Origin of the sequence: Colwellia sp. TT2012 (assembly GCF_001440345.1) — a bacterium.
Classification (GTDB): domain Bacteria; phylum Pseudomonadota; class Gammaproteobacteria; order Enterobacterales; family Alteromonadaceae; genus Colwellia.
In genome coordinates this window covers 456,630-469,679 of sequence record NZ_LJYX01000006.1, presented here as the reverse complement: position 1 = coordinate 469,679, position 13,050 = coordinate 456,630, and the positions used below count along the sequence as shown (strand labels likewise).

General features: G+C 40.0%; 15 protein-coding genes. 1 reads left to right on the top strand and 14 read right to left on the bottom strand.

Annotated elements, in window-relative coordinates; translation table 11 throughout:
* Nucleotide 1 precedes the first annotated feature (1 nt).
* The 14 genes from ASU03_RS03790 to ASU03_RS03725 form a co-directional block, all read right to left on the bottom strand.
* Nucleotides 2–1,339 (bottom strand): Na(+)-translocating NADH-quinone reductase subunit A, encoded by a 1,338-nt coding sequence (locus ASU03_RS03790; protein WP_057830536.1) that lies wholly within the window; start codon nt 1,337–1,339, stop codon nt 2–4.
* A 652-nt stretch (nt 1,340–1,991) separates the two neighbouring features.
* A complete protein-coding gene (gene rpoS / locus ASU03_RS03785) occupies nt 1,992–2,882 on the bottom strand; it encodes an RNA polymerase sigma factor RpoS (RefSeq protein ID WP_157465804.1) in 891 nt (296 codons plus the stop codon).
* A 101-nt stretch (nt 2,883–2,983) separates the two neighbouring features.
* Nucleotides 2,984–3,847 (bottom strand): peptidoglycan DD-metalloendopeptidase family protein, encoded by an 864-nt coding sequence (locus ASU03_RS03780; RefSeq protein WP_057830534.1) that lies wholly within the window; start codon nt 3,845–3,847, stop codon nt 2,984–2,986.
* 71 nt (nt 3,848–3,918) lie between these two features.
* Nucleotides 3,919–4,497: a YqaA family protein gene (locus ASU03_RS03775; RefSeq protein ID WP_057830533.1), complete on the bottom strand. Its 579-nt coding sequence runs from the start codon at nt 4,495–4,497 to the stop codon at nt 3,919–3,921.
* Nucleotides 4,497–5,150 carry a protein-L-isoaspartate(D-aspartate) O-methyltransferase gene (locus tag ASU03_RS03770; protein WP_057830532.1) on the bottom strand — a complete coding sequence of 218 codons (654 nt, stop codon included), beginning with the start codon at nt 5,148–5,150 and terminating at the stop codon, nt 4,497–4,499. Before ASU03_RS03770 ends, ASU03_RS03775 begins: the two co-directional genes overlap by 1 nt.
* 16 nt (nt 5,151–5,166) lie before the next feature.
* Nucleotides 5,167–5,922 (bottom strand): 5'/3'-nucleotidase SurE, encoded by a 756-nt coding sequence (gene surE / locus ASU03_RS03765; RefSeq protein WP_057830988.1) that lies wholly within the window; start codon nt 5,920–5,922, stop codon nt 5,167–5,169.
* 26 nt (nt 5,923–5,948) lie between these two features.
* Entirely contained in the window at nt 5,949–7,043 is a 1,095-nt protein-coding gene (truD, locus tag ASU03_RS03760; protein WP_057830531.1) for a tRNA pseudouridine(13) synthase TruD, read from the bottom strand.
* Nucleotides 7,044–7,128: 85 nt separating this feature from the next.
* The gene (ispF, locus tag ASU03_RS03755) at nt 7,129–7,611 is read right to left on the bottom strand and encodes a 2-C-methyl-D-erythritol 2,4-cyclodiphosphate synthase (RefSeq protein ID WP_057830530.1); all 483 of its coding nucleotides are present in this window, start codon (nt 7,609–7,611) and stop codon (nt 7,129–7,131) included.
* An 11-nt stretch (nt 7,612–7,622) separates the two neighbouring features.
* Nucleotides 7,623–8,336 (bottom strand): 2-C-methyl-D-erythritol 4-phosphate cytidylyltransferase, encoded by a 714-nt coding sequence (gene ispD / locus ASU03_RS03750; protein ID WP_057830529.1) that lies wholly within the window; start codon nt 8,334–8,336, stop codon nt 7,623–7,625.
* Entirely contained in the window at nt 8,336–8,659 is a 324-nt protein-coding gene (gene ftsB, locus ASU03_RS03745; RefSeq protein WP_057830528.1) for a cell division protein FtsB, read from the bottom strand. Before ftsB ends, ispD begins: the two co-directional genes overlap by 1 nt.
* 67 nt (nt 8,660–8,726) lie before the next feature.
* Nucleotides 8,727–9,377, bottom strand: coding sequence for a hypothetical protein (locus ASU03_RS03740; protein WP_057830527.1), 651 nt, complete (start codon nt 9,375–9,377; stop codon nt 8,727–8,729).
* Nucleotides 9,378–9,397: 20 nt separating this feature from the next.
* Nucleotides 9,398–10,516 carry a beta-ketoacyl-ACP synthase III gene (locus ASU03_RS03735; protein ID WP_057830526.1) on the bottom strand — a complete coding sequence of 373 codons (1,119 nt, stop codon included), beginning with the start codon at nt 10,514–10,516 and terminating at the stop codon, nt 9,398–9,400.
* Nucleotides 10,517–10,758: 242 nt separating this feature from the next.
* Nucleotides 10,759–11,778: an ABC transporter permease gene (locus ASU03_RS03730; protein ID WP_057830525.1), complete on the bottom strand. Its 1,020-nt coding sequence runs from the start codon at nt 11,776–11,778 to the stop codon at nt 10,759–10,761.
* Between the two features lie 33 nt (nt 11,779–11,811).
* Complete coding sequence (locus ASU03_RS03725; RefSeq protein WP_057830524.1) at nt 11,812–12,693, bottom strand: ABC transporter ATP-binding protein; 882 nt, start codon at nt 12,691–12,693, stop codon at nt 11,812–11,814.
* 172 nt (nt 12,694–12,865) lie between these two features.
* On the opposite strand from ASU03_RS03725, the gene ASU03_RS03720 reads away from it, so the two are divergent.
* Complete coding sequence (locus ASU03_RS03720) at nt 12,866–13,048, top strand: hypothetical protein (protein ID WP_057179922.1); 183 nt, start codon at nt 12,866–12,868, stop codon at nt 13,046–13,048.
* Nucleotides 13,049–13,050 lie beyond the last annotated feature (2 nt).

Below are 13,050 nucleotides of genomic sequence, written 5' to 3'. Positions count from 1 at the left end.
ACTAACCTTCCTTTTCGATTGTGGTTAGGCAATCACGAAGAATAACACCGTAATCTGTTTTGCCAGGGCAAACAAATGTACACAGTGCTAAATCTTCTTCGTCTAGCTCTAAGGCACCTAGTTGTTGCGCGCCGTCGGTATCACCAGAGCAAATATCGCGTAAAAACAAGGTAGTTAAAATATCTAATGGCATAACACGCTCAAAGTTACCAATTGGCACCATAGCGCGTGGGCTACCGTTAGTCGTAGTGGTCATGTTAAATAATTTACTTGGGAACAAGTGCGACAAATATGCGCGGGTTACCGAGAATTTATTTGCACCTGGGTACATGTAACCGATAAAGTCTTTTTCACGACCTTCAAGAATTAATGATACTTGTACGTTATAACGACCTAAGTAACCGTGAACAGCTGTCGCGGTAGAGCCCATTAGCAATGAACCTGAAACAACACGTAGTTCACCGTCAATGACTTCACCCGCTGATAATTCAGCAGTACTTGCACCTAACACCGTACGTACTAGACGTGGGTTAGTGGCGGCTGGGCCAGCAAGTGAAATAACACGATTATTGTCAAGTTCACCGGTAGTGAATAATTTGGCAAAGGCGATAACATCTTGATAACCAAGATGCCAAACAAATCTGTCGGCACTCGCTGATTTTAAGAAGTGAATATGTGTACCGACAAGACCTGCAGGGTGCTTGCCAGCAAATTCAGTCACTGTGGCATTGTCATCTACTGGGATATTTGCCCCAGGCGCTTTGCTAACAAATACTTTACCTGTCGTTAAACGAGATAAAATGGTTAAACCATTTTTAAACGCCTCACTTTGTTCATTAATGATGACTTCAGGATTTGCCGCTAATGGATTAGTATCCATGGCGCTAACAAAAATCGCAGCTGGCTCACTATCAATGGCAGGAATTTTGCTGAATGGGCGAGTTCGTAACGCAGTCCACAAACCTGAATCGACTAGGTTTTTCACTACGTCTGCACGAGCGATAGTACCTAATTTATTGGCTGAGTAACTGGTAAACGTTTCTTGATTGTCGCCATCAACATCGATAACAACTGATTGTAAAACACGTTTTTCACCACGGTTAATTTCTTTAACAACACCGGCAGCTTGAGCTGTGAATTTAACGCCAGGATTTTTTTTATCTTCAAAAATCACTTGACCTTTTTTAACACGATCACCCACTTTAACAAACATGGTTGGACGCATACCCACAAACTCTTCACCGAGTGTTGCAACGGTTTTGATGGACGGACCATCATGGATTACCTGCTGGGGAGCGCCTTTTACCGGAACATCCAAGCCTTTTTTTATTGTAATCATAAACACTTGCACTACTTTTGATGGGAGTATAAAAATCAGTTGGTTAGTTTATCTAATGAATATCGGCGCGCTTAAACCATATAAATGGAGTAAATGCATAAATATCAATTAGATAAATTTAATTCACCAATTTCAGTGTATTTCAGTGAAGAATTAATTTTTAGCGTTACCACCAAAGAAAAAAACCCACTGGCTCTAAGTTAAAATTTTCTGGCGCGATATTAGCACAAAATGACCTTTTTATTCTATGGAGATTCGAAATTTTTCATTACAATTTAGCCTATTAATATACTTTTTGCCTGGTTTTGGCCGATAACTATACCTAGATAGCAAAATATTCGCGTTATTGGGGAGGTATTACTCGGAATTTAACCTATTATGCTTACGTTTACTGATGGAATTAAGGTTTGATAATCAAGTGATATTTTTATATATCAGCTAATAATCCGTTGATATGAGCCTCGTAGATTAACCACTAATTTTATTTTAATTCGCGGTAAAGTAATTTACTCACTAAGATAATCTCGCCACTATCCACTTTATCAATTAGATTAAATAAAAAAGCAGCAATGATTATTGCTGCCTTAAACGTCTTGGTGCTATTGCCAGCCTTATCGTTATGTTAGCGACTTAACTACCACTATGATTTCACTTAGGCTTGAAAAATAGCTTCTATTGATAAATTTTGCTGCGATAAAATATCACGTAATCGTTTTAATGCTTCTACTTGAATTTGGCGAACACGTTCACGAGTTAAGCCTATTTCACAGCCTACATCTTCTAAGGTTGCCGCTTCATAGCCAAGTAAACCAAAACGCCTTGCTAACACTTCTCTTTGCTTAGTATTAAGCTCATTTAGCCAATGAATAATGTTATTACTCATATCTTCAGACTGCAGGTCACCTTCTGGACCGGCGCTTTTTTCATCCGCAATCACATCAAGTAGTGCTTTATCAGAGTCCCCCGCAAAAGGTGTATCGACAGAGGCAATACGCTCATTTAACCGCAACATTTTGTTGACATCAGCAACTGGTTTATCAAGGTGAATGGCTATGTCTTCGGCGGTAGGTTCATGATCTAGTTTTTGAATTAATTCACGTGAGGCACGTAAATAAATATTAAGTTCTTTAACAACATGTATGGGTAATCGAATGGTCCGGGTTTGATTCATTATTGCCCGTTCAATGGTTTGGCGTATCCACCATGTGGCATAGGTTGAGAAGCGAAAGCCTCGTTCTGGGTCAAACTTTTCCACCGCTCTAATTAAACCCAAATTACCTTCTTCAATTAAGTCTAATAAGGGCAGTCCCCGATTATTATAACGTCTGGCAATTTTAACCACTAAACGTAAGTTACTTTCTATCATACGTTTTCGTGATGGCTCATCCCCTTTAAGGGCTAAACGTGAGAAATATACTTCTTCTTCAGCGGTTAATAATGGTGAAAAACCAATTTCGCTTAAATAAATCTGCGTCGCATCTAAATTAGATGATACGTCTTCCTTTGATTCTACAGTACTTTGTTCTTCTTGTAATTTGACCATGTTATTCTCCCAAATTGGCAAAGCTTGTTTTAATATTTAAATATTCACGATAACTCCGATTTTTTGTTGTATTTATCTTAAAGGTTTATTATTTATTGCTATTATTTTTTTGGTAAATATTTTAAAGGATTGACTGATTTTCCTCGAAAGCGTATTTCAAAATGAAGCATGACTTTGTTGGCATCCGTATCTCCCATGGTGGCAATAACATCCCCTATATCAATGCGTTGTTGCTCTTTAACGAGAATACGGTCGTTGTGGGCATAAGCACTCAGGTAGTCATCGTTATGTTTTATAATAATGAGTTTACCGTAGCCCCGAAGAGCGTTACCTGCATATACCACTTTACCTTGCGCCGAAGATTTAATTTTAGTGCCACGGCGGCCAGTAATATCAATCCCTTTATTACCTTGAGCACTATTAGAAAACAACTTAACAACTTTGCCTTTAACGGGCCATTGCCAGCGACTGATTTTTTGTGAAAAATCAACCGTTGGTAAAGTGCTGTTTTGGTATGATTTTCGAGTGTTTACATTTTCACCATACGCCTGCTTTTTGGTAGATGCAAGCGTATTTTTTTGACTCTGTTTTTGTTTAGGGGTAGAGCTTTTATTCCATTTTTTATTCGACACCTTACCCTTACTTACTTTCGTTGTTTTTTTAAACGTTTGTGCCACTAAAAATAATTTTTGTCCTGGGTAGATTCGATAGGGTGAAGAGATCTTATTTAGCTGCGCTATTCTTCTAACATCAGAGCCTGCTCGCCAAGCGATGGAGTATAGCGTTTCACCTTTCTTTACAGTGTATTGCGTAGATTTTATCGTATCTCTGTTACGCTCACCTAAGGTACTAGTACTGTGAATACTTGATACTGGCGCAGGTGTATTCCGGCTACTACAAGAAAAAAGTGTTATAGCAAATATAAAGTAAGCAAATGTGTATTTTACTGTACGCAAAACACTCACAAAGACTCCCTTTGCTTTATCACCCACACCACCTGACTATTTATGTACATATTTTGGCATAAAAACCCACGTTAGCGTAAAGCAAAATAGCCAATAACTATCGCACCGACAAAGCCCCAACCTAGGACATCAACCCATTGACGTATTTTCTGCTCCATGGCACTGCCGCCCCATTTAATCAGGCCGGCAACCATGAAAAAACGTAAGCCTCTTCCTATTGCTGAAGCGATAAAAAAAGGTAAAAAAGCCATATGTAAAAAGCCAGCACTGACGGTAAATAGCTTATAAGGTATAGGCGAGAAACCGGCAATAAATACCACCCAAACACCCCATTCACTAAACCAATGAATTGCCGTATTAAACCTGTCTTGGTAACCAAACTCTGTTACTAGTGGTTGGATCCAAGGTTCAAACATTAAATAGCCAAGCCAATAGCCAACAGCGCCGCCAAAAATAGACGCGATTGTCGTTAAACCAGCATAATACCAGGCCTTGTGCGGCTTTGCTAAAACCATAGGCGCAAGTAACACATCCGGTGGGATAGGGAAAAAAATGGACTCTGCAAAGGTAAGTGCAGCTAGGACTCGTGGTGCAAACTTGTGTTCGGCCCAACGTAATGTCCACTGATAAAGACTAGAAAATATTTTCACTACAATAAATCTCCGGGTACTAAAGGTACGAAGCGCACGGCTTCTACTTGCTGTTCGTTGAAAGTATCACCATCTCGGGTGATTATTTTTAAAATTTGATTTTGTTCACCTACAGGGATTATTAAGCGTCCACCATCAGCAAGTTGACTGAGTAATGCTGGTGGTACACTCGCAGGAGCGGCCGTCACTATAATCGCCTCAAATGGCCCCTTACTCTGCCACCCTTGCCAGCCATCACCATGCTTCATCGCGACATTATGTAAATCCATCGCCCGCAAACACCGCTTAGCTTGCCACTGTAAGGCTTTAATTCGCTCAACTGAAAAAACATTATCCGTTAGCTGAGCTAAAATAGAGGTTTGATAACCCGAACCAGTACCTATTTCTAATATAGATTTCGGTCGTCCTGCTGCCAGTAATAACTCAGACATTTTAGCAACGATATAAGGTTGCGAAATAGTTTGCCCTTGACCAATAGGCAGGGCGGTATTGTCATAGGCTTTATGTGCCAATATCTCAGGCACAAAAATATGCCGCGGTGATTGAGCAATAGCCTGTAAAACGGCAGTGTTACTGATGCCTTCATTTTGTAATTTTTGCGCCAGTAATTCACCACTGCGTCTTGATTTTCCGCCTATACGACTAGATATCATAAAAATACATCTCGATTTAAGCTGATAAGTTAAGCTCTGTGAGCCAACTTTTAATATTTTCAATACTTGCATAAGCAGTCATATCTACGGTTAGTGGTGTAACGGAAGCATAACCCTTCGCTATCGCATGAAAATCTGTTCCCTCGCCACCGTCTAATTCCTCGCCTAACAAGCCATACCAATAAATATCTCGCTGCCATGGGTCTTGCATTTTTTGCATACTTTCAGCTTTGTGTCGGTGCCCCAAACGAGTTACCTGGATACCTTTAAGCTCAGCTAAAGGTATATCTGGCACATTGATATTTAAAATTTGGTCTGCAGGTAATGGATGGGTACGCAGACGTTGGATTATTTTCGCGGTAACAATCGCTGCCGTTTGGTAATACTGCTCGTTTTTACCGGCTAAGGAGACTGCAATAGCCGGCATGCCCATATGACGCCCTTCAGTAGCGGCCGCCACAGTGCCGGAATACAGAGTATCATCTCCTAAGTTGGCGCCTTTATTGATGCCAGCAACCACCAAGTCACAATCAGTATAAAGCTGACTAAGACCTAGGTGCACTGAATCTGTTGGTGTGCCATTGACCGAGGTAAAACCATTGTCTAACTGCTGGATTCGTAAAGGGTTCAGTAATGTTAAAGAATTACTGGCACCGCTACAGTTTCTATCCGGGGCAACCACGTTGACGATAAAGTGCTTAGCCAGCTCGTCATAAAGCACTTTGATGCCTAAGGCATGCACACCATCATCATTACTCAGTAATATTTTCATTTTACTCGTCAAGGGTTTGTTATCCATTACTTATTATCTGACGTTGCAGCTATTGGCTTAGCACTATTTTCTCTTTTATCAATGCGCGCGGTCATATCTTGGTAGTTCAATAACTCACGTAAAATGGTGGTAGCATAACAACCAGCAGGTAAAAAGAAACTAATTTTCACTGCGTTTTCCCCTTTTTCTGCTGACAACAATTCAATAGCGGTTTCACTGACAGTTAAGCGAATACGTCGACGTTCTTGTTTTAAACCAAAACGTGGTAGTCCTTGACAAAACGCATCATGTTCTTGGGCTATTTTTTGTTCAAGAACCAGTGGTTCATTGCTAGTCATGAGATCACCTGCTCCCCACATAGGTGCGGTTATATCTATATCTTTATCAACAAAGCGCTGCTTTATCGTGTTATCCAGCTCATCAAGATGAAAAACGGATTGAGTACCGGCTAACATTAATACGTCACCAACCGCCACTTTATCAAAACATTGTTGCTCTATACGCTCATTCAGCACAGCATTAAATATATGAGAGCGGGCTGCTGACAAATACATACCACGCTTTTTTTTATCTTTTACTTTTTGACCTGAAAACAAAGCTAAAGCACGTTCTATATTGCCGCCACCAATACCAAAACGTTGTTCGCCAAAATAGTTTGGCACACCCTGTTCTACAATTTTTTGCCATCGCGTTGTCAAGGCTTTGATAGCACTCACCTCACGTAAAATCAGTTCAAAGCGGTTGCCCGTTAATGCACCTGTGCGTAATTTCTTATTGTGTCGCTGGTAGGACAGGATCTCAACGCCTTCAATACGTAAATCGTCTAAATCATAGGCTTTTTTACCCGGAACATGCACACCAAACCACTGCTCGGTAACCGCAAAACGATCTTTTAAGCCCGCATAGGAAACTAGTTGCTCTTTCACTTGAAAATATTTAGCGAGTTCTCGAGCGACGAATAAGGTATTAGCCCCTGTTTTTCGAATATGAACAAATAAATGTTCCCCTTCACCACAGGGTAAAAAAGGTAATTGTTCAAAAACTTTAAAATCTGTTATTTGGCTACGCAATAAACCACTCGATTCTGGTTTACCGTACAAGTAGGCGTGTTCTGTCAACATGTTATCAATCTTCTTTTAATGTGGTAATGAGTTCGCTGAAAAGGCATAAAGCCAACTAAATATATTGTTCGTCCTCAACAGGAGGCTATGCTTGCTCTATTGGCATCAATAAAACCACAGCATGTACTGAAATACCTTCTTTTCGTCCGGTATAGCCCAATTTTTCTGTCGTGGTCGCTTTAACATTCACTTGTCCAATGCTTGTTTGTAGGTCTTCACTTAAACAGGTACGCATAGCGAATAAATGAGGAGCCATTTTGGGTGCTTGAGCAACAATGGTAATATCGGCATTACCTAGTTGAAAGCCCTTATCTGTCATTAACGCCACCACATGACGTAAGAGAATTCTGCTGGAAATATTTTTATACTGGCCATCAGTGTCAGGAAAGTGATTGCCAATATCAGCCAAGCATAATGCCCCTAAGATGGCATCACACAGTGCATGAATAGCGACATCGCCATCTGAGTGAGCAATAAAGCCCTGTTCAAAGGGAATTTTCACCCCACCGAGCACTAGAGGCCCTTGACCGCCAAATTTATGTACATCGAAACCATGACCTATTCGCATTGTGTCTTCCTTTATCTAGCGCTTTGCTTATTTAAATAAAATTCAGCTAGTGCTAAATCATTAGGGTGAGTTATTTTTATATTTTCACTACTGCCAGCAACGATTAGGCTATTATGATGTGCATGTTCCATTGCTGAAGCTTCATCGGTAATAGACAGACCTGATGCCATTGCTTGCTCTATGGCATCCGTTAACTCTACTGTTTTATAAAGTTGTGGCGTTAAAGCATGCCATAATTGCTCTCTGTCGACGGTGTTTTCAATCGTGTTCATGCCACCTGCTGTGGCAATAGCTCGTTTCATGGTATCTCGAACCAGTGTCGCCAAAATCCCACCACAATCATTTTTTTGACATTCACTGATGAGCTTATCAATATCCTGATGACTAACACAGGGACGCGCAGCATCATGGACCAACACCCAAGGATATTTTTGGGTATCAACCGCTTGTAAACCACTGAGCACTGAATCTACCCGCTCAGTGCCACCTTTGACCCGAATAATATCTGTATGCTGAGCTAAATCGGATTCACTAAAATATTCATCGTTTTCACTTAAAGCAATAATAACCTGGGTGATCAACGGATGGCTTAACAGCCGCATCACAGTATGGCTAAGAATTGTTTTATTATTTATACGTAGATATTGTTTGGGGCAATTGGCTTGCATTCGTTTACCTACACCAGCTGCAGGAACAATGACAACAAACTGTTGTATTTTTACCATTAAGGAATTACCTTACCATTGATATAATTACTTGCATGACGACTGCCACTTTCTTTCGGTATTAGCCGGAAAAAAGTTTCATTATCTTTGATCATACCCAACTCGTTTCGAGCTCGCTCTTCTATGGCCTCAAGCCCTAACTTCAAATCATCAGTATCGGCATAAAGTAATTTATTACGTTGCTGTAGCTTTTCATTAGCACTTTGCTGGCGGACTAGGTTTTCTTTCAAGACCAGATAATCAGGCACACTATTTTTACCGAACCAAAGTCGATATTGCAGTAAAACCAACATTATCAGTAAAATAGCGGTAAATACGCGCATAATAACCTAACAAAACAATATAAAAAACAGAGGATTTTAACGTTATTATACCTAACTAAGGGCAGAGTTAAATAGCCAAGGGGTTTTTGAAGTTTTTCCAGTTAATAGAGCAAGATAATAGTAATTCTCGCAGGCTAGGAATAATAGGAACTTGTCTGCTATTTCTTTGCCAACAATGACCTGCGCAAGCTGAGATCATGATTTTTTTATTCGGCTTAAGTAGTTGTTTACCGACGTCCGTGCCTTCATTCACTCTATTGATTGCGGTTAACGAAAACCAGCCAGCAACATTGGTACGTAATCTATGCTTATCGACATCAATACGATCAATGCAATCAATAATAATATGATCAACCAACAACACCGGCACAGCTAAGCCAACACAAATATCTTCTTGTAAGTACCAGGAAAAAACCTTAGCACGCTCTTGCGGCGTTTCTTGTCCAGCTAAAGGTATTTTTGTATTTTGTTTTGCCGACCAACTAGCATTTTGACTATCCAGTTGCAATGGCGAAAGCCCTTGACAGATAACTTGTGTCATGGCATGAGCGGTTCTATTGATATAATAGGGTAAACTTTGTAAACGCGCCTGCACAGTCTGAGCACTGGCATAATCACCCTTAGCAATAAGGCCAATTTCTCGCTGATAGAGACCATTGCACAATTCAGCAAAGTCTCCGGTCTCAGTGTGTGTTTGCCAAAAGCTAGACTGTGTCATAAGGCGCAGATACTAATTATTTATAGATATTCCAGTATTAAGCAACAGGCAGAATAACCCGCGCCAAAGGAACATAAGACACTCTTATCTCCAGCGACCAAGCCTTGCTTATTTTTGTGCAAAGCTATAATACAGCCAGCAGAGCTAGTATTGGCGTATTCATCCAAAATAATAGGCGCTTCACTACTAAGGGCCTCTCTACCTAGGACTTTTTTAACAATAAAATTATTCATATTAATATTCGCTTGGTGCAAATAAAGCCGCTTAATATCATCCGAGCCCAGGTTAAGCTTGTCCATTTCGCTAATGATTAAGTTAGATACCATAGGTAAAACTTCTTTAAAAACCTTACGCCCTTGTTGGATAAAATACTTATCAACATCATCAACCTTATCAGGACTGCAGTGATTCATATAACCAATATTACTGCGGATATTATTGGAAAAATTGGTGATGGGTTTTTCACTCAATATTTTAAAAACGTGCTCACCATTGGCGGTACTTTCGTCTTCAATAATAGAGGCAGTAGCAACATCACCAAAGATAAAATGACTATCACGATCACGATAATTAATTTGTGGTGATAAGATCTCAGGGTTGATCACCAAGACTGTTTTTGCTGTGCCGCTACGGATGGCATTGGCCGCATTAATAATGCCAAACGTTGCCGCAGAACATGCCACTAACATATCAAAACCCCAACCACCACAGCCAAGAGCTTTTTGTATTTCAATGGCCATCGCCGGATATGAGCGTTGGGTATATGCACAAGCAACGATTATCAGGTCAATATCTGCCGGTGTTTTATTGGCTGCCTGCATAGCATCTTTAGCTGCGGCAACCCCTATTTCAGCCTGCATGGAAAGCTGGTCATTACTGCGTTCAGTAAAGCGCGGCGCCATAACATCAACATTCAAAATATCTTCTTTCGCCATAACATAGCGACTTTTAATACCCGAGGCTTTTTCAATAAAGCTACTGTCTGAAGGAGATAACGCGGTTACCTTGCCATCTTCGATATCTTGCCTATGGCTAAGGTTAAATTTCTCTACATATTGGTTAAAACAGTGTACTAACTCATCATTTGAGATACTCTGTGTTGGAGTGAACAAACCAGTTCCACTAATCACTACGGCCATAATAGGTCTCTTAAAATAAGGGGGTAAATGCCATTGTAGTTACTATTACAACGATATAATTCAATACAAGTATACTGGTTTGATAAGTACTCATTCAAGGGCTCTCTTTGGGTTAAGCTACCAAACGGATTTACGCTACTTGCTTATTTATTCAATAATACTACACAACAACAGCATCAGTTCAAATTTTTATTTAAAAATGAATTAGCCGGCTCAAGCACTATTCTTAAGGTTCACAAAAGTTAACGTTCGGTATTCCAACTAAACAGATATGCCCCGAGCAGTAAAAACACACTACTCATCACAAGTAAGGCATTAACATGAAAACTAATATCACTGAGCGATGCTCCTTCGGTAATTATCGCTCTGGCGCCCGCAACTAAATGGGTCAGTGGCAGAAAGTCAGCTAAGGTTTTCAGCGCATCAGGTGCCCCTTCTAAGCTGAACCAAACGCCAGAAAGCATCATCATAGGCCAAGACGTTAAATTCAATAAGCCACCAATAAGCTCTTCACTTTTACTACGACTTGCCACAAGTAGCCCGAGACTAATTAAGCACAAAGCGCCTAATACACCAATAATAAATAAATCGATATAACTGCCCAGCATATAAAAATCAAAAAAGACATTACAGCCACTATAGACGACCGTTGACATAAACATCACAATAAACAAACGTGACAACAATTGTGCGGCTACAAATTCAAAAGCCGATAGCGGCGTTGCTTTCAACCGTTTTAATACTGAGTTTTTCCGATAGCGCACAATGACAAAACCAACACCAAATAGGCAGCTAAACATCATATTCATCGCTAAAATACCCGGTAATACCCAATCAATATAACGAATACTTTTACCGCTACTTGCTAAGCGAGTAAAACCTGATTGCTGGCCAAGGAATATTTTTTCAACTAAATAGCTTTTTGATGACTCTTCATTCACCCAATAACGCTGAGTGTTATAATCTATTAACAAATCGAGACTGTGGCGGCTAAGTTTTTCTTTCGCTAAAACCACATCGCTATAGTCAATAAAAGCAATAAAACGTAATTGAGTCAGTGCTGATTGAGCCGAGTTTTGTCTTTGCTCTGGTTGAATAAGTAAACCCACTTTATAGGCTGGTCGACCGTCACCCGAAAAAACAAATGAAAACCCTACTAATAATAAAACCGGGAACAACAAATTCCAGCCAAGCGATGACTTATCACGAAAAAACTCAATATTCCGTGCTTTAAAAACAGCAAAAAAACGATTAAAATTCATAAGCTTTCCTAACGTGTAATAGTGCTCTATCGGCTACGCTTGTAGTGAGTGACCGGTAAGTTTCAAAAACAAATCATCTAGGTTAGCTGACTTAACATGCAAGCCATCAAGAGAAACCCCCTGTGCCATCAACAGCCTTAGCGTTTGTTCAACGTTTTTACTGGTAATTTCAATGCGATCAGCTAATTTAGTCCAGCCATACTCGCTTACCAGTTCATGAGGAACCTGGGCTTGGGGTAGGTAGATAAAAATATCGTCGAAGTGTTTGGCAAGTAATTGATGTGGAGTACCTGCGGCAATTATCTTGCCTTGATCCATGATAACGATATCGTCACAAAGCTGTTCAGCTTCGTCCATATAATGGGTTGTCAAAATAATGGTTTTATTTTGCGCTTTAATATTTTTAATCAATTGCCAGAAGTTACGTCTGGCATGAGGATCTAAACCGGTCGTTGGTTCATCAAGAAAGATAATTTTAGGATCGTTGATCAAGGCTAACGCCAGTAGTAATCGTTGCCTCTGCCCCCCCGACAACAAGCGATTATCGCGATCGATAAAATCTTTTAAATCACACAATTCGATTAATTGCTCTTGCGCGACAGTCTTTTGATAAAAAGCAGAAAATAAATTAAGGGTTTCTTTAACGGTTAAAAAGTCTTGTAAGGCGGTATTTTGAAATTGAATACCTATTTGTTGAGATATTTGGCTATCAACCAGCTGACCTTGATAAAGCACTTGCCCTGAAGAGGCACTAATAATGCCTTCCATAATTTCAATAGTCGTGGTTTTACCCGCACCATTGGGCCCTAAAAGACCAAAACAATGTCCCTGTAGCACGTCAAAACTCACCTTATCAACGGCGCAAACATCCTTATAATGTTTACTAAGTGACTGTACGCTTACCGCGGCGATCATAACTGCTCCCTATTGCTCAATATCTATCCATATTGTACTGACTAAGGGGCGTTAGTAAAACTAAATAACATTTACTTTCAATCAGTTTAAGTAAAACCAATAAATGATAATGATTATCATTTGCATTGGTTGGTTTCTTTGTTTATGCTTAATATAAACATGGGGGATAGATATGAACACTATAGCTGTTAATAATGCCGATAAAGTACAAGTAGAGATATCAACTAATCTACTTACTCATTTACTCGATTCAGGTTTACTACACTGCGGTGACTGCAAATGTTTAAATGCTAATGCCAAGGCTGTTATCTGGCATACCTTACTAGCAAGTAGTACCAATAGTGATGTGCTCTAGGG

Bases quoted from the DNA above. Each gene is read 5' to 3' on its own strand.
- ASU03_RS03790 (WP_057830536.1), bottom strand. From the start codon at position 1,339: ATGATTACAATAAAAAAAGGCTTGGATGTTCCGGTAAAAGGCGCTCCC.
- rpoS (WP_157465804.1), bottom strand. From the start codon at position 2,882: ATGGTCAAATTACAAGAAGAACAAAGTACTGTAGAATCAAAGGAAGAC.
- ASU03_RS03770 (WP_057830532.1), bottom strand. From the start codon at position 5,150: ATGATATCTAGTCGTATAGGCGGAAAATCAAGACGCAGTGGTGAATTA.
- surE (WP_057830988.1), bottom strand. From the start codon at position 5,922: ATGAAAATATTACTGAGTAATGATGATGGTGTGCATGCCTTAGGCATC.
- truD (WP_057830531.1), bottom strand. From the start codon at position 7,043: ATGTTGACAGAACACGCCTACTTGTACGGTAAACCAGAATCGAGTGGT.
- ispF (WP_057830530.1), bottom strand. From the start codon at position 7,611: ATGCGAATAGGTCATGGTTTCGATGTACATAAATTTGGCGGTCAAGGG.
- ispD (WP_057830529.1), bottom strand. From the start codon at position 8,336: ATGGTAAAAATACAACAGTTTGTTGTCATTGTTCCTGCAGCTGGTGTA.
- ftsB (WP_057830528.1), bottom strand. From the start codon at position 8,659: ATGCGCGTATTTACCGCTATTTTACTGATAATGTTGGTTTTACTGCAA.
- ASU03_RS03740 (WP_057830527.1), bottom strand. From the start codon at position 9,377: ATGACACAGTCTAGCTTTTGGCAAACACACACTGAGACCGGAGACTTT.
- ASU03_RS03735 (WP_057830526.1), bottom strand. From the start codon at position 10,516: ATGGCCGTAGTGATTAGTGGAACTGGTTTGTTCACTCCAACACAGAGT.
- ASU03_RS03730 (WP_057830525.1), bottom strand. From the start codon at position 11,778: ATGAATTTTAATCGTTTTTTTGCTGTTTTTAAAGCACGGAATATTGAG.
- ASU03_RS03725 (WP_057830524.1), bottom strand. From the start codon at position 12,693: ATGATCGCCGCGGTAAGCGTACAGTCACTTAGTAAACATTATAAGGAT.
- ASU03_RS03720 (WP_057179922.1), top strand. From the start codon at position 12,866: ATGAACACTATAGCTGTTAATAATGCCGATAAAGTACAAGTAGAGATA.